This is a genomic window from Sphingobacterium sp. NGMCC 1.201703, assembly GCF_047784615.1.
Classification (GTDB): Bacteria; Bacteroidota; Bacteroidia; order Sphingobacteriales; family Sphingobacteriaceae; genus Sphingobacterium.
Map to the genome: position 1 here is coordinate 48,880 of NZ_JBLOHD010000008.1, position 20,140 is coordinate 69,019.

Annotated in this window: 15 protein-coding genes; 12 read left to right on the top strand and 3 right to left on the bottom strand. The window is 40.8% G+C overall.

What is annotated here, in order from left to right; translation table 11 throughout:
• Positions 1-32 precede the first annotated feature (32 nt).
• From ACK8HY_RS17430 to ACK8HY_RS17440, 3 genes are read left to right on the top strand one after another with little or no spacing between them, the layout of a single operon-like run.
• Positions 33-2,417: an ABC transporter permease gene (locus tag ACK8HY_RS17430; protein WP_416134336.1), complete on the top strand. Its 2,385-nt coding sequence runs from the start codon at positions 33-35 to the stop codon at positions 2,415-2,417.
• 16 nt (positions 2,418-2,433) lie between these two features.
• Positions 2,434-4,839 carry an ABC transporter permease gene (locus ACK8HY_RS17435; protein ID WP_416134337.1) on the top strand — a complete coding sequence of 802 codons (2,406 nt, stop codon included), beginning with the start codon at positions 2,434-2,436 and terminating at the stop codon, positions 4,837-4,839.
• Positions 4,840-4,889: 50 nt separating this feature from the next.
• The gene (locus tag ACK8HY_RS17440) at positions 4,890-7,274 is read left to right on the top strand and encodes an ABC transporter permease (RefSeq protein ID WP_416134338.1); all 2,385 of its coding nucleotides are present in this window, start codon (positions 4,890-4,892) and stop codon (positions 7,272-7,274) included.
• A 35-nt stretch (positions 7,275-7,309) separates the two neighbouring features.
• On the opposite strand, the gene ACK8HY_RS17445 is transcribed toward ACK8HY_RS17440, so the two are convergent.
• Positions 7,310-7,927 (bottom strand): hypothetical protein, encoded by a 618-nt coding sequence (locus ACK8HY_RS17445; RefSeq protein WP_416134339.1) that lies wholly within the window; start codon positions 7,925-7,927, stop codon positions 7,310-7,312.
• Positions 7,928-8,857: 930 nt separating this feature from the next.
• On the opposite strand from ACK8HY_RS17445, the gene ACK8HY_RS17450 reads away from it, so the two are divergent.
• Entirely contained in the window at positions 8,858-11,263 is a 2,406-nt protein-coding gene (locus ACK8HY_RS17450; protein WP_416134340.1) for an ABC transporter permease, read from the top strand.
• 149 nt (positions 11,264-11,412) lie between these two features.
• Here the strand turns inward: ACK8HY_RS17450 and ACK8HY_RS17455 are convergent, their stop codons facing one another.
• Positions 11,413-12,096 (bottom strand): hypothetical protein, encoded by a 684-nt coding sequence (locus tag ACK8HY_RS17455; RefSeq protein WP_416134341.1) that lies wholly within the window; start codon positions 12,094-12,096, stop codon positions 11,413-11,415.
• Positions 12,097-12,232: 136 nt separating this feature from the next.
• On the opposite strand from ACK8HY_RS17455, the gene ACK8HY_RS17460 reads away from it, so the two are divergent.
• The 6 genes from ACK8HY_RS17460 (at position 12,233) to ACK8HY_RS17485 (ending at position 17,504) form a co-directional block, all read left to right on the top strand.
• Positions 12,233-12,457 carry a helix-turn-helix domain-containing protein gene (locus tag ACK8HY_RS17460; RefSeq protein ID WP_077437797.1) on the top strand — a complete coding sequence of 75 codons (225 nt, stop codon included), beginning with the start codon at positions 12,233-12,235 and terminating at the stop codon, positions 12,455-12,457.
• A gap of 33 nt (positions 12,458-12,490) precedes the next feature.
• Positions 12,491-12,718, top strand: a complete 228-nt coding sequence (locus ACK8HY_RS17465) for a hypothetical protein (protein ID WP_077437798.1) — start codon at positions 12,491-12,493, stop codon at positions 12,716-12,718.
• A gap of 212 nt (positions 12,719-12,930) precedes the next feature.
• The gene (locus tag ACK8HY_RS17470) at positions 12,931-15,333 is read left to right on the top strand and encodes an ABC transporter permease (protein WP_416134342.1); all 2,403 of its coding nucleotides are present in this window, start codon (positions 12,931-12,933) and stop codon (positions 15,331-15,333) included.
• A 246-nt stretch (positions 15,334-15,579) separates the two neighbouring features.
• On the top strand, positions 15,580-15,795 hold the full coding sequence (locus tag ACK8HY_RS17475) for a hypothetical protein (protein ID WP_139351206.1): 216 nt from the start codon (positions 15,580-15,582) through the stop codon (positions 15,793-15,795).
• A gap of 100 nt (positions 15,796-15,895) precedes the next feature.
• Positions 15,896-16,555: an ABC transporter ATP-binding protein gene (locus tag ACK8HY_RS17480; protein WP_077437800.1), complete on the top strand. Its 660-nt coding sequence runs from the start codon at positions 15,896-15,898 to the stop codon at positions 16,553-16,555.
• Positions 16,556-16,652: 97 nt separating this feature from the next.
• Positions 16,653-17,504 (top strand): transglutaminase-like domain-containing protein, encoded by an 852-nt coding sequence (locus ACK8HY_RS17485; RefSeq protein WP_317041809.1) that lies wholly within the window; start codon positions 16,653-16,655, stop codon positions 17,502-17,504.
• A 14-nt stretch (positions 17,505-17,518) separates the two neighbouring features.
• Here the strand turns inward: ACK8HY_RS17485 and ACK8HY_RS17490 are convergent, their stop codons facing one another.
• Positions 17,519-18,661, bottom strand: a complete 1,143-nt coding sequence (locus ACK8HY_RS17490; protein ID WP_416134343.1) for a hypothetical protein — start codon at positions 18,659-18,661, stop codon at positions 17,519-17,521.
• A gap of 178 nt (positions 18,662-18,839) precedes the next feature.
• On the opposite strand from ACK8HY_RS17490, the gene ACK8HY_RS17495 reads away from it, so the two are divergent.
• Together ACK8HY_RS17495 and ACK8HY_RS17500 are read left to right on the top strand one after the other, a co-directional pair.
• The gene (locus ACK8HY_RS17495; RefSeq protein WP_077437803.1) at positions 18,840-19,490 is read left to right on the top strand and encodes an epoxyqueuosine reductase QueH; all 651 of its coding nucleotides are present in this window, start codon (positions 18,840-18,842) and stop codon (positions 19,488-19,490) included.
• A gap of 102 nt (positions 19,491-19,592) precedes the next feature.
• Entirely contained in the window at positions 19,593-20,129 is a 537-nt protein-coding gene (locus tag ACK8HY_RS17500; RefSeq protein WP_046672268.1) for a YceD family protein, read from the top strand.
• Positions 20,130-20,140: the final 11 nt, after the last annotated feature.

Here is a 20,140-nt window from a genome sequence, read left to right on the forward strand (position 1 = left end):
TATCCATTATCTAATATCTCAACAGAAAAGACATGGTCAAAACATATATCAAAGTAGCCTGGCGGAACTTATTGAAGAACAAGGCTTTTTCAGCGATTAATATTCTTGGTTTGGCCATCGGTATGGCCGGAGCCTTACTTATTGCCCTATGGTTGCAGAATATGCTGAGCACAGACCGCTTTCACGAAAAAAGTGAACGTCTTTATATTATCAGTAACCGCGATTCCTATCAAGGCGAATTATGGGCTTGGACAAATACGCCTAAGATCATGGGGCCAACACTGAAAGCTGATTTCCCCGAAATCGAAAGTTTTACACGTATCGAGCAGGATGATAAGTTTCTGACAAGCTATGCGGATAAAAATCTAGTTTCCAGCGTTACCTTTGTCGATCCCGGGTTCTTCAATATGTTTAGCTATCCCTTGCTTAAAGGTGATAAATCCAATCCGCTTAAAGATGCAAACTCAGTTGTCATTACGGAAAAATATGCAAAAGCCCTGTTCGGTGATACAGATCCAATAGGAAAAACCATCAAAATTGAATCAACGTATTTAGTGACTGTCCAAGCGATCGTAAAAGACCCTTCAAGTTATAGTAGCATACAATTTGATTACCTGCTTTCATGGGAGCTGGCCAAGAAAATGGGCTATGTAGATGAAAATTGGTCCAATAACTCTACTTATACCTATGTGCTGTTACGGGAAGGGACAAGGTTGGAAGACTTCAATGCCAAAATCAGACTTTTCAGCCAGAACCATATCAATGTCGGCGGCAACGAAATTAAATCTACAAACGAAATTTTTGCATTTCCATACAAGGACACCTACCTCTACAATAAAAGTGAAAACGGGGCTTATACAGCCGGACGGATCCAATTAGTTCATTTATTCACGTGGATCGGTATCTTTATCTTGCTTGTTGCCTGTATTAATTTTATGAATCTCAGTACAGCCCGCTCCGAGAGAAGAGCCAAAGAGGTCGGCGTACGCAAAGTAGTCGGTGCACAAAGAAAAAGTCTGATTCTACAATTTATCATCGAGAGTGTCCTGGTCAGTATGGCAGCAATGATTATTGCTTTCATCACTATCGTATTGGTTCTTCCAGCCTTTAATGATTTGGTTGAAAAAAATCTCACCATATCCGTCCTGTCCGGAAATACCTGGTTATTTTTAATCGGATTCACTTTGTTGACTGGCATATTGGCGGGAAGTTATCCCGCATTTTTTCTTTCCTCTTTTAAACCACTGAAAACATTAAAAGGAAAATTGAATACCTACAACAAAGGAATCAGTGTACGTTCCATCCTGGTTGTTGTTCAATTCAGTCTCGCAATTATCTTGGTCATAGCAACCATCATCGTTTCACAACAGATCCGACATACCAAGGATCGGGATCGTGGCTATAATGATAACGGGCTCGTAGCAACTCGGTTTACCGGCAAAATCAATGGCGGAAAAATTTACCAAACTCTTCGAAATGAGTTGTTGGCCAGCAATGCGGTGATTTCAGTGTCCAAAAACATGTCCCCGGTAACGGATCGTTATAGCAATGGCTGGGGCTTTTCCTGGCCGGGTAGTACCGAAAACGATAAAAGAATTTCCTTTGACCGCTTCAGTACCGATGCCGATGCCGTGAAAACGTTGGGATTTAACCTTGTTGCAGGAAGGGATATCGATATATACAAATACCCAACAGACAGTAATGCCATGTTACTGTCCGAAACAGCCGTCAAGCAGATGCGTTTACAGCATCCTGTTGGGCAAACAGTAAACGGGGATGGTCAAAATTGGACCGTCGTTGGAGTAATTAAAGATTTTATCACCGAATCTCCTTTTTCAGCAGCTTATCCAATGATCGTCCTGGGGCCAAAATCCTGGTTTACAAATATCCATTATCGCTTAAATCCAAACAACAGCACTGCCTCGAACTTAAAAACCATCGAGGCTATCTTTAAAAAATTCAATCCGGAATATCCATTTGAGTATAAATTCATCGACGAAAATTTTGAAGCTAAATTCAAAGAAACGCAGGCTATCGGGACGATTTCAATGCTTTTTTCAGGTTTGACCATCTTTATTTCCTGTCTTGGTCTACTCGCTCTGATCGCCTATATGGCCGAGACGCGTATGAAAGAAATTGCCGTTCGCAAAGTCCTGGGAGCCAGCGTAACACAAGTAACTTCGTTGCTATCTGTAGACTTTATTAAATTAGTGATTATTGCTATTATGATCGCCTCACCGATCGCTTGGTGGATAATGGACAAGTGGTTGCAGGATTATAGCTACCGCATACAGGTTCAATGGCATTATTTTGCTTTTGCCGGATTAATGGCAATATTGATCAGTATGGCAACCATCAGTTATCAAGCTATTAAGGCTGCCCTTAGCAATCCGGTGAATAGCCTTAGAAATGAATAAATAATACGATCTCATCATGATAAAGAACAATCTAAAAATAGCGTGGCGAAATCTAAGAAGAAATTCTTCCACATCGATCATCAATATTACCGGGCTAGCCATGGGTATTGCGATCTGCTTACTGATAAGCCTATATGTCGCTGATGAATTTAGTTTTGATCGGTTCAACACAAATGCAGATCGTATAGTACGTATAGTCTTCCGGGGTACAGTAAAAGGGGGAACAATCAATGAGGCACATGTGATGCCTCCCGTGGCAGCCACAATGAAGGCTGAATTAGCCGAAGTCAAGGAAACAGCCCGTTTGAGACAAGGCGGAGCTCCCCTATTTACAGTTGGCAATAAAGTTTTTCGTGATGAACAGATGGCCTATGTTGATGCCTCCTTCTTTAAAATATTTACCTTGCCTCTTATCAAAGGTGATGCGAATACCGCTGTCAAGATGCCCTATACCGCGGTAATATCTGAATCCATGGCACGCAAATATTTTGGAACAACAGACGTCGTAGGTCGGGATCTCGCCATAAAAGGTGATCAAAATATTTTAAAAATTACAGGAGTGATGAAAGATATCCCCAAAAACTCGCACTTCCATTTTGATATCTTTACCTCTATGGCTGCACTGGAAGACTCCCGTTCAAACTCCTGGATGACATCCGAGTACTACACCTACGCACTCCTCAAGGAAAATACCTCATTAAAAAATCTAGAAAAAAACTTAACGACCTTATTTGACAAACATGTTGGGGCTCAGTTTATGGCCGGATTCGGGATGAGTTATGAGGATTACAAAAAGTCAGGCAATACAATAGGTCTCTATTTACAGCCGCTGACCGATATCCATCTGCATTCCAATTTTGGCTACGACCTCAGCCCATCAGGTGATATCCGGTATATTTATATTTTTGGTGCGATAGCCCTTTTTATGTTATTGATCGCTACGATCAATTTTATGAATTTGTCTACAGCCAGCGGTTTCCGGAGAAGTCGGGAAGTCGGTGTACGTAAAGTATTCGGTGCTGACAAGCAAAGCCTGATCCGTCAGTTCCTCTCAGAAGGTATTCTGCTGACTTATCTGGCATTGTTTCTGGCAGTCGGAATTGTTTTATTGGCTCTTCCTCTATTTAATCAACTATCGGGTAAATCCATTGCAATCCATCAGCTCGATTTTGCCAAAATCATTCCCCTCCTGCTCGCATTCGGCTTATTGGTAGGTCTATTTTCGAGTACTTATTCTGCATTATATCTAGCTGCATTCAACCCTTTGACTGTATTAAAAGGACGTTTGTTGCGATCTACAAAACGGTTCAACCTCCGGAGCAGCCTTGTGGTCTTTCAGTTTATTATTTCCGTAGGGCTCATTTTCTGTACCGTAGTTGTCATCCGGCAGCTCGATTATATGCGGAACATCAAATTAGGTTATGAAAAAGAGAATGTCATTGTGATCCAGAGTTGGCCCTTGGGCGAAAACGAAAAAACTTACGTCAAGCTATTATCCGAAGACAGCCGTATCAAGCATATCTCCCGTTCATCTTACCTACCCGCTGGAGAAACCAACAACAATAACTTCTTTGTCTATCCGGACGGCAATACCGAGAAATGGGTCAAAACACTGCGTTATGATGTAGACGAGGAATATATTCCTGCAATGGGTATGCAGCTTCATGAGGGACGAAATTTTTCGAAAGCTTTTGGTAACGATACCTTATCCATTATCGTGAATGAAACCGCAGCAAAAGATCTGGGCTGGAAAGGAAAAAGTCTTGGCCGTACATTGACCAATAAGGATAATAAAACCTATCGTGTCGTGGGTGTTGTCAAAGATTTTCATTTTAAATCGCTACACGAACCCATCTCACCCTTAGTCATGGTATTGGGCGATCAAGCTGGAAGCCTGATTATCAAAACAGAGACAAAAGATACCGAAGCGCTGATTCAAAAGTTGAAAGCGGAATACGACGCCTTCCCTTCCGATATTCCATTCAACTATTCTTTCCTCGATGAGCGCTATGCCCAAACCTATCAGGCCGAAGTCAAAACAGGAAAATTGTTGAGCATATTCGCCGGACTGACAATTTTCGTCGCTTGTCTGGGTTTATTTGGATTAGCTATTTTTACAGCAAACCAGCGCCGGAAAGAAATCGGTATACGTAAGGTCATCGGCGCTTCTGTTCCGGGTATTACAGGGATGCTTTCGACAGAATTTATCAAACTTGTCCTGATCGCTATCGTGATTTCTTCACCCATAGTCTGGTGGGCGATGCACAAATGGCTTGAAAATTTTGCTTACCGCGTTGAGATACAATGGTGGATGTTTGCCCTTGCGGGGCTACTTGCGGTACTGATCGCACTGCTGACCGTGAGTTCGCAAGCCATCAAAGCTGCGATAGCAAATCCTGTCGATAGCCTACGGGAGGAGTAATCTCCAATACGGACAAAACAGTGATATTGTAAACGCAACACAATAAAATTATGATTAAAACATATTTCAGATCAGCGCTACGGCAACTATGGAAACATAGCTACTATACCTTTTTAACAATTGCTGGTTTAGGGCTGGCAATTGCATGTAGCTTATTTATCTATAGCTATAACAGTTTCCAATATAGTTTTGATCAGTTTCATACCGATAAAGATCGCACCTTTCTAGTCGTACAGGATCTCAAACTAGAACAGGTCGAGCATAGCAAAGGCGGATCCTATGCCATGTACAACGCTATTTCACGTGAAATTCCACAAGTGGAACGAACAGCATTGTATATGGATAATAAAGACTTGACGCTACGGATCGGGGATCAACTTTATAAAACAGAGGGCAAAGCCGCTTTTGTTTCATCAGCATATTTCAACACCTTAAATTTCCCTTGGCTGGAGGGATCCCCAAAAGATCTGGATCAGCCTAACACCGTCGCGTTAACCAAGACAATCGCCAAAACTTATTTTAATAACGATAACCCCTTGGGCAAAACGATCCTGGTTGATAGCAAATTCCCGGTAAAAGTCGTGGGTATTATCGATGACAGCAACAAAAATTCAGACTTCCGTTCAGAAATCTATCTTTCGCAAAGTTCTGTTGCTACCTTATGGCAGATCCCTCAAAACGATGGATTCTTTAACAATTGGGGCTATTCCAACTCTAGTAATAATATTCTCGTCACCTTAAAAAATGTAGCTGATAAAGGTACCGTCGAACAGGCCATTCGTACGCTTGTTGCCAAATATTGGCATAAAGATGTATTACAGACATTCAATTATAAACTCCTGCCATTGACAAGCTACCATTTTGACACAGACTACGGAAAAGGAACACAACGTACACTATTGAATATTCTGGTCGCAATTGCAATCGGGGTCAGTATCATGGCTTTGGTCAATTACAGCAACATCACCTTTGCCAGACAAATGAACCGCAGTGTAGAAATGGGCGTGAGAAAGGTATTGGGTAGTTCCAAAAGACAGCTGTATATTCAGTTTCTATTCGAAACCCTGATCCTGACCGCTGCTGCTGTTATCTTCGCCTTAGTTTTATTACTGATCTTTTCAAACTGGGCAAATCAGGCTCTTTTTCCAAATGAACCCGTACAGATTATCCATCCCCTATCATTTATGGGGATCATTGGTATTATCTGGATTTTCACGAGCTTATTGACCTCCGTCTATCCGCTGATTTTCGTCAACCGGATGAACATTCAGCAGGCACTGAAAAAGCTGACCATAGGCCCCTGGAGTTTTAGCCGCAAAACGCTTATTGTGTTTCAGAATGTGATCGCCATGACGCTGCTGATTGCCACTTTCGTTATTGTCTTACAGGTAAATCATCTCAAAAACACAGATATAGGATTCAGCAGAGAGCAGGTTATCCTGCTTCCGTTCACAAAAAAAATGATCCAATCAAAAGCGAAAATCGCTCATTTCATTAGCAATAGAACCGATATTCAATCCTATACTTTTAGCGACAACCCACCTTCATCTGAAAAGGTATGGGGCGGAACCATCCAGTTTGACAACAGAACGGATTGGGAGAAATGGCCTGCGCGATACGCTATCGGGGATTCTGCTTATATCAGCACATTCAACATCAAATTATTGGCGGGAAGAAATTTCAATGATAATCCGCAGAAGCCAGAATTTCTAGTCAACAAGAATATGGCTGCCGCATTGGGTTTTAAAGATCCCAATGATATTATCGGCAAATCTTTAAACGCCGGCGGGCTGAACGAAGAACAAGCGGGAACAATAGTAGGTGTTGTTGCCGACTTTAGCACCAATTCGCTGAACGAACCCATCTCCCCTACAGTAATTGGGTATAACGAAACACGGTTAAAAAATGTAGCGATTAAACTAAAGGGTACCGATCATCAGCTGCTCATGAAAGATCTGGAACAACAATGGAAAAACTGGTATCCGGATGAAGTGTTCCAATACAGATTCTATGATCAGCAGATTGCTCAGCTCTACAAGAAAGAAGCATTACTGGAAAAACTGATCTGGATCGCTGCTATCATTGCGATAAGCATCAGTATGCTCGGTTTTCTAGGATTGCTCTCCATCAATATTCTGAAACGAACAAAAGAAATCGGAATCCGGAAAGTGTTAGGTTCTTCGGTAACAGGTATTATTGTCTTGTTGTCACAAGATTTCTTCAAATGGATCACCATCGCCTTTGTAGTTGCGACACCGCTGGCTTATTATCTTATGAACCGCTGGCTGGACAATTTCCCATTTCGGATCAGTATGGGCTGGTGGATCTTTGTATTGGCTTTTTGCGTTGGGCTTATTTTAACGATTGCCGTGGTATCCCTACAATCTATAAAAGCAGCTACAGCCAATCCTGTTGATAGTTTAAGGGACGAATAGGAAAGGAAGCTGTTCCATATTCGAATAAGTCCTGTCTAAAGTACATAACTGCTGATGATATCGCTATAATTTGGTGTCGGGTCTATTCCGATATAGGAGACCCTAAATTCATATTCCCGAAAGGACTCCAACCCATCGATAATACAGCTGCTTTTCGAACAGAGCCGTGTGCTCCAGTCTACATTTTGACCTTTGATGCGGAATTGATACTGATACATGCGTGCTCCCCGCCATCGTTGTGTTTTTAGCTTCACGCGCCCACTGCCCACCTCCTCGGGACGAGCAATTAGTTGCCCCGCTTTGGGAACCACCCCACCATAGGACGTTTTGGATTTTCTGACAGCATAACCTGCAGCTAAAATAATCGTCGGATCCGCGTTGGCTATTGTATCTACATATTTAGCCAGTTCTTTCAGTACATACGCCAGTTCAGTTCTTTTTTGATTACGGATCAGTATAGCACGTGTATCCCGATAATAGGCTTCCGTTGCGGCATTCCGAAATGCAAGGAGCGCTTCCTCCAAAATTGACAATGCTGGTACAGGGGCCGCAAACAGTTCGGTTTCAGCAGCCATTTTACTCAATACCTGTTCCGCCATCTGCATTAACTCAACATCCTTATGCCCTCTTTCATTAAGTGTAACTTGACTCATCTTTTTTAGAATTAAAGGTTCCAAATAAAATTGTTTACATAAGCAAAGATACAGTCAGGGGACTCGCGGATAGGGGTAAAATTCCGCCAAAATGATAAAACCCGAAAAGACTATTTGGCGGAATTTTACCCCCTATTTTCGCTGATTTCAAACAAAACTTTATGTCAAATATTGCATTACACGCCAATAAACATCCTTTTCCCGAAACAGAACGATCCGGTATCATCCACATTGGGATTATTTGAAAAATCAAAAAACCAATTATATTCTGAAAAATACAGATGGAAAAGTTCGCAGTCATCTTCTGAAAAAACAGAAAACAATTGAGCTATCGGAGATCCCCCTTTAGGAATTCAATTTTACAGCTGAGCTAAAGCCGAATAATATAAACATAGTGCTTATCATTCATTAAACATTTGCTGAATTCATCTAGGGAAGGTATAAAACCAATATGATGTCGGCGCTTTCAAATTAAACATGGCACAAATCAAATTGAAAAAATTGAACATCTCATTTGATGACTCCTTTTATTAGCAAGGAACTCCCTTTCTCAAATAAAAAACAGGAAATAGTTATTTAGTATAAAACGATTCTCCTCTTGAAAACCGAAATGTATTAGCTATAAAACGGAACTGTTCACTTGATACAACCAATTGCTGCCATATTCTTACAGTATTCCATTTAATTTTTCTGCTTACCGGTCTGGCTATCACTATTCTTTCGGAAAACCGAAGAGATCAAGGTGTTCACGCATGTACAACGACTGTCCGATTTCGGACAGTCCAAACAGCGGAAGCCATCTTAAAAAACTAACAGTCAAACGAATATATACTTGGCTAAGGATTTGTATTACCGTACGCAAATTAGCAAAAACCAAAGCCGGCATCCAATCTGTTTGCGGTGATGGAAATAAACCTTATACGAGTGACAATGACGTTTACAAATTTCAAAATTGCCTGGCGGAATATCCAAAAGAAAAAAATTCAAAACCTGATCAACCTAATCGGATTAACCCTTGGCATTACTTTTTTACTGCTGGTCGGAGCCTATGTCTGGGATGTTCATCAGGTAAACAGCAAGATCAAAAATATAGATCAGCAATATCTATTGCAGAGCAAGTATAAGACAGAAGGATTTGGGATCAATTTGACTACGATCGGAGCGCTGCCCAAAGCCCTGTATGAAGAATATCCAAATTTGGTGACCAATTATTACCGTATCGACGGATTGACCGGTATTGTAGCAAATGGTGCTACGATTTATGAAGAAGGAATGGCGCTCGGTGATCCCAGTCTTTTGACCATGTTTGGTTTTGAGCTTTTAGCAGGCAATCCGGAGACCGCGCTCAACAATCCTTTTTCTGTGGTGATCACTGACCAGGCTGCCCTAAAATATTTTGGAACTATAAATGTGCTTGGAAAAAGCCTACAGATTAAAAACTTCAAAGGAGAAAAACATGATTTTGAAATTACTGCGGTCATAAAAACTGCCGTACAAAATGCGGTCATGGATCTGACAAAGAATATGCATTCTGACATTTTCCTGCCCATTGCCAACGAAGAATACTTCGGTCGGGCCGTGGATAACTGGGATAATCCTTACATCGCAGGTTATCTTGAATTGAAAGCTGGGGTGACGACCCAACAACTGAATGCGGCCATTCAAACGCTGGTTCATAAAAATACAGATAAAGAATTCGCTATCGCCTACAGTCCTGATTTAAAACCGCTGAAAAGCTATTATCTAGACGATAATCAAGGCGCGGTACGCAAGATGATTCAGACGCTAATCTGGATTGCTATTTTTATCCTGGTCATGGCGATCATCAACTTTATCAATTTCAGTATTGCACAGCATATTACACGGCTAAGAGAAATCGGTGTACGCAAAATTATGGGATCCTCTAGACTGCAATTGGTAAGGCAATTACTGACAGAATATATCCTTATCGTAGCAATTGCGGCTTTGATCAGTTTGCCCATCTATTGCATCATACGCCCGCTGTTTGCACATGTACTGATGCGCGAGCTGCCCACTCTAATTAATTTACCGGGCTATTTTTTCGGTTTATTAGGTTTATTGACCGTAGTGGTCGGTATACTGGCGGGACTATATCCAGCCATTAAACTGTCCAATATCAAGATACTTCCTTCGGTCAAAAATCAGTTCTCGGCATTGGGTGACAAGCAATTGGTTCGAAAAGTACTCTTGTTCTTCCAGTTCGCTGTTGCACTGCTCCTGTTGGTCTGTACCCTAATTATCTCCAAACAGGTAAATTTATTTATAAACAGCAATTTAGGATATAACAAAGAGTATCTATTGACCGTACAGGCACCAAGGGACTGGTCCGAAACTGGTATCCGGAAAATGGAGACCGTCCGGCATGAACTGCTGCAGGAATCAGCGGTCAAGTCCGTAAGTCTCTCCTATGAGACCCCAGGGTTATTAGGCTCCAATATGCAACCGGCTTTTGGCAAGAATAACGATACAGAGGTACAGGTTCAACGGATTAACAGCGACAGTTACTTTCTGGAAACCTATGAAATCCCACTATTGGCAGGTACCTTTTTACCCAAAAATGCGGTTGCTGGAGCCACAAATAGACCCGTTGTGATCAACAGGAAAGCCATGGAAGATTTTGGTTTCGGTAACGCCCAAAATGCAATCGGTCAACAGATCGCCCTGAACGATCCAAAAGAGAAGATGACCATTGTGGGCGTCACCGAAAACTTTGTTGCAAATTCTCTTCACCGGGCATCTCCGGCTATTGTCTGGACAGATATCCATGAAAATTTCCAATACCGATACCTGAGTATCCGTTTAAAACCGGGTCAACTCTCCAGCGCAGTACAGGGACTGGAAAAGAAATGGACCGCATTAATGCCTGATGCACCATTTAAATATCAGTTTATGGATGAACGCATCAAAGGTTTATATGAAACGGAACTGCAACTGCATCGGGCGGCACAGATTGCGAGTGCTGTTTCACTTCTAATCGTTGTATTGGGACTGACCGGCCTGATCTCCCTATCGATTCATCTCCGTAACAAGGAAGTAGGTATCCGTAAAGTACTGGGCGCCTCATTAGCACATTTGATGCTGTTATTTTCGAAGGAATACTATGGCATATTTCTGTTGGCGGTTTTGGTTACAGTCCCATCCAGCTATATGCTGATGCAACATTGGCTACAGAACTATATCATCCGGATAGAGATCAATGCATTTACCTACCTGTTGCCACTGGGCATACTGCTGAGCATACTTGGTCTACTGGTAGGCTTCATCGTATTTCGGGCGACCCGGTTTAATCCTGTTGAAAAATTGAGGGATGAATAAGAAAAAATAAGCCGTAGGTGGTGTTCAACGCTCGCAAAAAGTGCATTTATTATTAACCGATTGGGAATGAAAGTTTATAATTGGTGTACCTACGGCTTAGGATCTTTGAAGCAATTTTTAACTGTTCGCAGTGAACAGCTAAAGATTGCTTATTTCTTTTCAGTCGATTTTGCGTGAGCAGCTAAAACATACGCAAAACCATATTTAGATTTCTGCCGATTAATTTTGCGTTCATCAGACCAATTAAGTAAATCATCTAGCACCTTCATCAGGTTTTTAGGATCTATATATTTCTCTAGCTTAACACAGCAGAAGTTATGTATTTCATCAGGTCTTTTTTCCTCATTAAAATATCCTGCATCAATTTGGTCATCCAAAAAAGCACTTATCTTTTTCACTTCTTCTGCTGTAGAATTTTTATAGTGATCAATATCATGACGAGCGTCGATTAATTTAAATTCGATTACTTTTTGATCCTGCTCAACATCAACTTTATACATGTCGTAAATAACCCTGTCAGCCAATGTAGTCACATGCAATTCATATAAGTTTTTTTGTGATGATAGTTCTACACCCAGAGGCATCATGGCACTCATACTATTTATTTCTAGTACATTGTACATGGTAACCAAATCATGAACAAAAATTCGTTTGAGCTTAAACCTCTCAATTTTACTTAAAAAATCCAATGGTTTGCCCATTAGAAAGGAAACTTCCTCAGGTGACAGGTGCCGCGAAATACGTTGTAGCAGCATGCGATAATAGATTAATATATCTAACTCTTCACATTTTCTCCTATAGATCTTTGTTGTTTGATTTTTCGCTGTTTTCATAATTGGCACACTGAAATGATATAGATTTTCAATACAAAAGAACAGAAAATATTTCAAAAACAAAAACATTTGTATAAATAAAAATAACATTATCTATATTTATCTATACAAAAGGACAGATTAATAAAATAATACGATGACAAAACTAGGCGAATTTTTAGCGAAGAAATCTGTGAATAAATCCCAGATTGCTCGCAAAACAGGATTAAGTAAAGCGAGGATCAATGAATTAACCATGACCGAGACGGCTAAATTACGTTTAGATGAAATGTACTTAATTGCTCTGGCCATCGATACGGACCCGGCCAAAATGATGCTCGAACTCTGCGAACATCTCCAACTGAAAGAGATCGAAGAGTAAGTTTAATGTTATGTAATTTCATCAGTACACTTTATGCAATTTCATCAGTACACCTTATGTAATTTCATCAGTAGACCCTATGCAATTTCATCAAATAACAAAGAACTCATTTCCCATTTTTTCAAACAGCTTGACAAATTTGAAAGCTACCAACAATTGCCCACTCAGAAAATTTTGGTTTATGGAGGCAATCAAACTCAAAAGCGTACCAACTATCTCGTCAAAAGCTGGATGCAGGCAGCTGACGGAGCTGGATATTAAACATTGTACGATACCGAACGTCAAATTGTTCGATATCGTACAGACACAAAATGCAATAAACAAATCAAAAACCTATAAATCAACAACTTAACAAAATGGCAATACAATTGACTTCAGTCTAATGTCTAGATTGACCGGTCTATTACCGATCAGTAAGGTCTTAAAAATGTATTGTTATGATAGGAAATAGCCTTAAAATCGCTTGGCGGAACATGGCAAAAAATAAACTCTATTCTTTTATAAAGATCGGGGGATTTGCTTTTGGTATCGCAATCTGTATGCTCATCGTACTGTATATCAAGCATGAGACGAGTTACAACAAATTTTATCCAACGATGGATCGAATTTATCGTCTGGTCGTTCAGCTTCCGATCGAAGGTAAAATAGAACGTTGGGTATCTCTTTCTGCACCGGTTGCCCCAACATTGAAAGCAGAAATTCCCTCCATCGAACAAACGGGCCGAATACTCCCTAACCCTTTATTTGGCGCTGGAAGCAATCAGCTTTCCCTGAATGATAACCCACAAAGCTTTTATGATGATGGCTTTGTCTATATTGACCAGTCTATTCTTGACATGTTTCCGACTCCAATGGTTTCAGGAACACTTGCCCATGCATTGGATAAACCCAATACACTTGTCATTACGAAAAGTAAAGCGGAAAAATACTTTAAAAATGATCCTATCGGACAGACCATTTATCTGAACAATAACAGATCCAAGCTCTATACCATTACCGGCGTGATCGAAGATATACCCAAAAATTCCATTTTAGCAGGTTATAGCTTCTTCATGTCGCTCGCAGGCGAACCCTTCTATCCCGGCGAACAGAACCAATGGCTCAGCAATAATTACACGGTCTACGTTAAATTAAAACCCAATGTCAATATTGAACAAACCGAAAAGGAGATTTTAAAAAATTATAAAGCGCACTATTTACCTGAATACAAGAAATCAGGCCGCAAACTCAATCCTTTATTCGAACAGGCAAGAATCAACTTACAAAATGCACTTGACATCCATTTGAAGTCTTCCGATATCGATGACGATAAAGTCAGCACATTGAATCGGGGAGATATCCGTATGGTCTGGACCTTTGCCATTGTTGCATTGTTTATTCTCCTGATTGCCTGTATCAATTTTATCAACCTGTCCACGGCCAATGCCGCTACACGGGCCAAAGAAATCGGTATCCGAAAGACAATTGGCTCCACAAGAACATTATTGATCGGCCAATTCCTGCTTGAGGCCATTTGCTATAGTATATTGTCTTTGCTTGTCGGTCTATTGCTGAGTTGGGTATTGTTGCCCATATTCAACAATCTCGCCAATAAGTCCCTAACCATTCCATGGGCATCCCCCTACTTTTTCCCATCTTTATTGCTGGCGATAATTTTCATCGGCAGCTTGGCCGGAATCTATCCAGCCCTATACCTATCCCGGTTTAAACCCATTGCAGCATTGAAAAACAAGACCACCGGAACCAAATTCTCCTTATTCAGAAATGGTCTTGTCATTTTTCAGTTCGCAACCTCCATCATCCTTATTGTCAGCGCACTCGTGACCAATCAACAGATACGCTATATCCTGGGAAAAGACCTGGGCTTCAAAAAGGAACAGGTGATTGTCCTACGCGGTATTGGTACGTTGGGAAATCAGATCCCTAGTCTTAAGAATGAATTAAAGTCCATTCCAAATGTCAGTTCCGTCTCATTAGGTGACTTTCTCCCAGTCCCCATTGATGGTGCCAAAAGAAATGGTAATCCTTTTTGGAATGAAGGCAGACGGGAGATCGATATGGCGACACAGGGGCAGTTTTGGGAGATTGATCAGGATTATCTTGCTACCTTCGGATTGCAACTGACCAAAGGGAGAAATTTCGATCCCAACATGGCCACCGACAGTACAGCCGCAATCATCAACCAAAAATTAGCGGATGATCTGGGATTAAAAAATCCGATCGGGGCAAAAATAACCAATGGCACTACCTGGACAGTAGTTGGCGTTGTGGACAATTTTATTTTTGAGTCACTGAAAGGTAAAGGATTTGCCGGCCTTTGTATGGTATTGCGGGGTTACCCATCACTCCTCTCTGTTAAAGTTAAGCCCGAAAACCTACAGGAGACCCTCAACGGAATTAACACGGTATGGAATAAATTTTCACCCAATCAAAAAATCAATTACAGCTTTTTGGATGAGGGCTTTGCCTCACTTTATCACGATGTTGAACGGACGAAAAATATTTTTAGCTGTTTTGCAATCGTTGCCATTTTTGTGGCAGCCCTTGGGCTATTTGGACTCGCCACCTATGTGACACAACAGCGGACAAAAGAAATCGGCGTAAGGAAAGTGCTTGGCGCCAGTACCCTCAGGTTGCTGAAACTGCTGTCCGGAGACTTTATAAAATTGGTGTTTGTTGCCATGGTCATTGCCTCACCTGTTGCGTGGTGGGCAATGAACCAATGGCTCAGAGATTTCAACTATAAAATAGATATCAACTGGATGTATTTTATTCTCGCGGGCATGGGCGCTGTCCTCATCGCCTTAGGTACCATTAGTTATCAAACCTGGAAGGCTATCCGGACCAATCCTGTCGATAGTTTAAGGGATGAATAAAGTCAGAAGATCTTAAAAATGGGTGCTTGTTGCCTTGGTCATTGCCTTGCCTGTTGCGTGGCAGGCAATGAACCAATGGCTGAGGGGGATGAATGTTCGATTGCGAACGAAAACTGTCCGAAATCGAACATCAAAAAGGAACTAACACCAGCTAACAAACTCATAATAAAAGCATTAAAACACTGGCAAGGGGATTGTATTTTTATACGACAGATTTGATGCGAAGGTGATTAAATATAAAATCCAATGACATGGCACAATATTAACATCGGCATAGCCCTTCCTTTAGCTTATTTACTCATGGACAAATGGCTTTCCAATTTTGCATACCATGTCAATATACAATGGTGGTCGTTTTTGATCCCGATATTTTGCATATTTATCTTAATATTGATTTCCATTAGCTTCCAATCGTTGAAAGTTGCAAGAACAAATCCGGCAGATAGCCTGCGGGATGAATAAGTAGATTTAAAAAACAATAATTAAAAACGAGATACCAAGTAAGTCATCGGTTGCGCAACCAAGGTCTCAATACTCATATCTCAATACTCAATACTATAAAATGATACAATTAAAACATTTATTCAAGTGGTATAACGTAGGTGGTACTCGCTCGTTTGTGCTCAAAGATGTCAGTTTAGATATAGCAGAAGGTGATTTCATATCCATTATGGGGCCTTCGGGTTCAGGAAAATCCACCCTGTTGAATATTATCGGCATGCTGGACGAACCCGATGAAGGTGAATATATCTTTATGGATGAAAATGTATTGGAGATGAAAGCAAAAAAGCGCACGCAACTCTATCAATCCCATATCGGATACGTGTTTCAGGCCTATCACCTACTGGATGAATTGACAGTATATGAAAACATAGAAACCCCGTTGATCTATAAAGATATTTCCAGCAAAGAACGAAAAGCCATTGTGGCCGATATGCTTGACCGTTTTGGTATTGTGGGAAAGAAAGATCTATTTCCGGCTCAGCTGTCCGGAGGGCAACAACAGATCGTTGGTATCGCACGTGCTTTGGCAGGATCTCCGAAACTCCTGTTGGCAGATGAACCTACCGGCAACCTCAATTCCAAACAAGGCGAAGAGATCATGGAACTGTTCAAACAATTGAATGATGACGGTGTCACAATCATACAGGTTACCCATTCCGAAAAAAATGCCGAGTACGGCAAAAGGATTGTCAATATGCTGGATGGCCAGCTTAAATAATTGTATACCAATTTAACCTGAATAATCCCTACCTGGTACATGAATTACTGTAGGGATTTTTTTGTATCATTTCTCAATTCAATTCTTTAACTTCGTTATGATGAATGAGAGAGAGCTGAAATCGTTAATATTCCTGTTGGACGATACCGATCAACAGATTATTCAGGAAGTGGAGCATCAGTTAAAAAGCCAAGGCCCTGAAATCGTTCCTTATTTGGAGAAATTCTGGGAATCTAGTTTTGATCCAAGGGTACAGGGACGGCTGGAGAACATTATCCATGAAATTCAGTTTGACCAGACCAAAAACGAACTGCAGATCTGGAACCTGAGCAATTCCTTCAATCTGTTGGAGGGGCTTATCATTCTCAATAACTATCAATATCCTTCTTACGAAGACCATAAAATTGTATTGAAGATTGAAGACCTGAAAACAGAGGTATGGCGCGGGCTACAATACGATATGAGTCCCCTGGAAAAGGTAAACCTGATCAATCACGTATTATTTGGTTCTTTTGGCTTGTCGGGTAATACAAAGGATTATCACCATCCCCAAAACTCCTATATTGGTCAGGTGCTGGACACAAAACAGGGGAATCCCTTGACCATATCCTGCATCTATAGCATTATCGCACAAAAACTGGATATCCCGATCTACGGAATCAATTTGCCCAAGCATTTTATCCTTGCTTATATGGATTCGGATGAAGAAGGAAATGAACATGTGTTGTTTTACATCAATGCGTTTAACCGGGGGCAGATTATGCAAAAAAGTGATGTAAATTCGTTCCTAAAACAGTTAAATCTAAGTCCAGACCGGGAATTTACCTATCCCTGTGACAATGTGACCATTATGAAGCGGGCGCTTCGGAATTTATTGTCGGCCTATGAAGCACATGAAAGTGCAGGCAAGCAACAGGAAATCAGAGAACTGTTCGAATTACTTGCCTGATACAAATTGACAAACTAGAAATCTGTTCTTTCTCTGGCATCCAAAAAGATATAATTTGGCGTCAGCGTCCCATACTCTTTTGTTAGTTCGGGCACGATATCTCCTCCCTGATCGGTCAGGTTAAAACGTAGGATTTTTTTCGTATTATAATCGGAGACATAAAAGAATTTACCGTTTTCAACACGGTCGTCGATCGCAATTCCCTGTGGCCTATCAAACCCGGTCTTCGTACCAGCAACCACATAGTCAGGAGCAATCGGTTTATTTCCAGATCCGCTAAACAACGCATCAGGATTTTTAAAGAACAATACCTCCCTACCTGCCGTGATCGCAAATAATTTTTTATTCGGTGCATAAGACACTGCACGTAAGTCTGTTTTTCCCTCCACATAGACTGTCAATGCAGGCTCAAATCTATCCTTATTGATGATTGTATCGCCCGGCCTGTCTATCAACTCCTCTTTAAGTCCTTTATAAACAGCAAAACCAATTCTGTTTTTGGTTTCATCATTAAATCCAATGAGTACCCATTTTTCATTTTTATCAGCTGGATTTCCCTGCAACAAGGTCAATGATACAGGTTCAATATCCCCTAAACTGATCTGCTTGTCGATGATCTTAGAACCACCTGCTCCACCTTTTCCCTCTGGACGGCTTATCGCATATAACATTTTCCCACTTGTCGCCGCAAGCAGAAAATTAGTGACTGCCGATCCGCCAGTGCCATTTTGTTGCGCATAGGTATAATAAGCCAATCCTCTTACATTTCTAAAACCTCTAAACCCAAGCTGACTTGCTTCACCTGGTTTCCCATAAATGTCGTCCAAAGGAACCCGTTGGATAAAGGTATCCTGAGCAACGCCCCCCTCACTGGCTTGAAAAACTGATGTTGCATTGGGATCAAAGATCACCGGTCCACCGCCCCTAGAGGGGGAAAGATATTGAAAGGTATTGTCCAGTGTATTGGTATCCGCAGGATCAACAATCATAAGATTCTGGATCGAGTTATTTGTCCGATAATCCCAGAAAGAAATATACAATCTTGAAATAAGGGTTGGCAAGCCCTTTTCTGGTTCATCATCCAATTTTTTACAGGAAGCAACACCTATTAGACTGGCAAATAATACAATAACACAGGTTTGAAATGAAAATTTCATATATTTTTTAGTATAAATAGCTTATAGTGTCAAACATACAAATCTACTAATATATGCAGAATATCAATGAATTTATCTGATTCTTTTAGACAGATCCGTTGATCTGTCAAACGGAAATATTTGTCATTCCGCTACTTTTTGATTAAAATTGCCTTTGTTTTTGATATCACATACGATTATGGAAAAGAAGGAATTTGTACGGGAGAAGCTGACATTACCAGGAGAAGGCAAGAAATTGCTTTTACATTCCTGTTGTGCACCTTGTTCCGGAGAAGTCATGGAAGCATTGATTGCTTCGGATATCGATTTTACGATTTATTTCTACAATCCCAATATCCATCCCCGCAAGGAATATGACCTGCGCAAAGATGAGAATATTCGATTTGCGGAGAAGCATAACATCCCTTTTATCGATGCAGATTACGATGTAGATCACTGGTTCGATCTGGCGAAAGGCATGGAACAAGAGCCTGAAAGAGGGATCCGCTGTACCATGTGTTTTGATATGCGCTTTGAGAAAACAGCGGAATATGCTGCAGCGAATGGTTTTGACGTGATCTCAAGTTCATTGGGTATTTCACGTTGGAAAAACATGGAGCAGATCAACGACTGCGGCTTGCGTGCAGCATCCCGTCACCAAGGTATGGAGTATTGGACGTTCAACTGGCGCAAAAAGGGTGGTTCGGCTAGGATGTTAGAAGTGTCCAAAAAAGAGAAATTCTACATGCAGGAATATTGCGGCTGTGCTTATTCGCTGCGTGACACCAATAAATGGCGTATGGCAAATGGACGCGAAAAGATAGAGTTAGGTAAAAATTATTATGAATAAGTCGTGCTCTGTGTGTATATAAAGCATTCGACTGGAATATTTAAAAAAATATTTCGATCCTAATGATTTTATACATACCTTTGCAGGCTCAAATGCAAGATTGTGAAACATCTAAAACAATACAGAATTCCCTTTTCGGGACTCAACGCTGGAAAGCACAATTTTGAATTTGACATTAATAAAAAGTTCTTTGACTGCTACGAACATTCGATTGTAAAAGATGGCAATCTGAAAGCAGAAGTTGAATTGCAAAAACAGGAAAATCTATTGATTTTGCACTTCGATATCCAAGGCGAGATTCAATTGACTTGTGATACCTGCTTGAAAGAGTTTATGTCACCGATTTCAATTCAGGAACGGATATTGGTCAAATTCACGGATGAAGATTGGACGGACAATACCGAAGAGGTGTTGATCTTATCAAAAAGCGACCATGAGTTGGATATAGCTGAGTTATTGTACGAATACATCAATTTAGCTGTTCCGTATATCGTAAAATGTGAAGAGCAGGGACAAGGGATACAATGTGATCCTGAAATGCTGGCACTATTTACAAGTGAGCCGGATTCAGAGGAACAAAAAGAAGAAGAAATTATCGACCCACGTTGGGAAGCATTGAGAAATATTAAAAATAACTAAAACAAAAATAC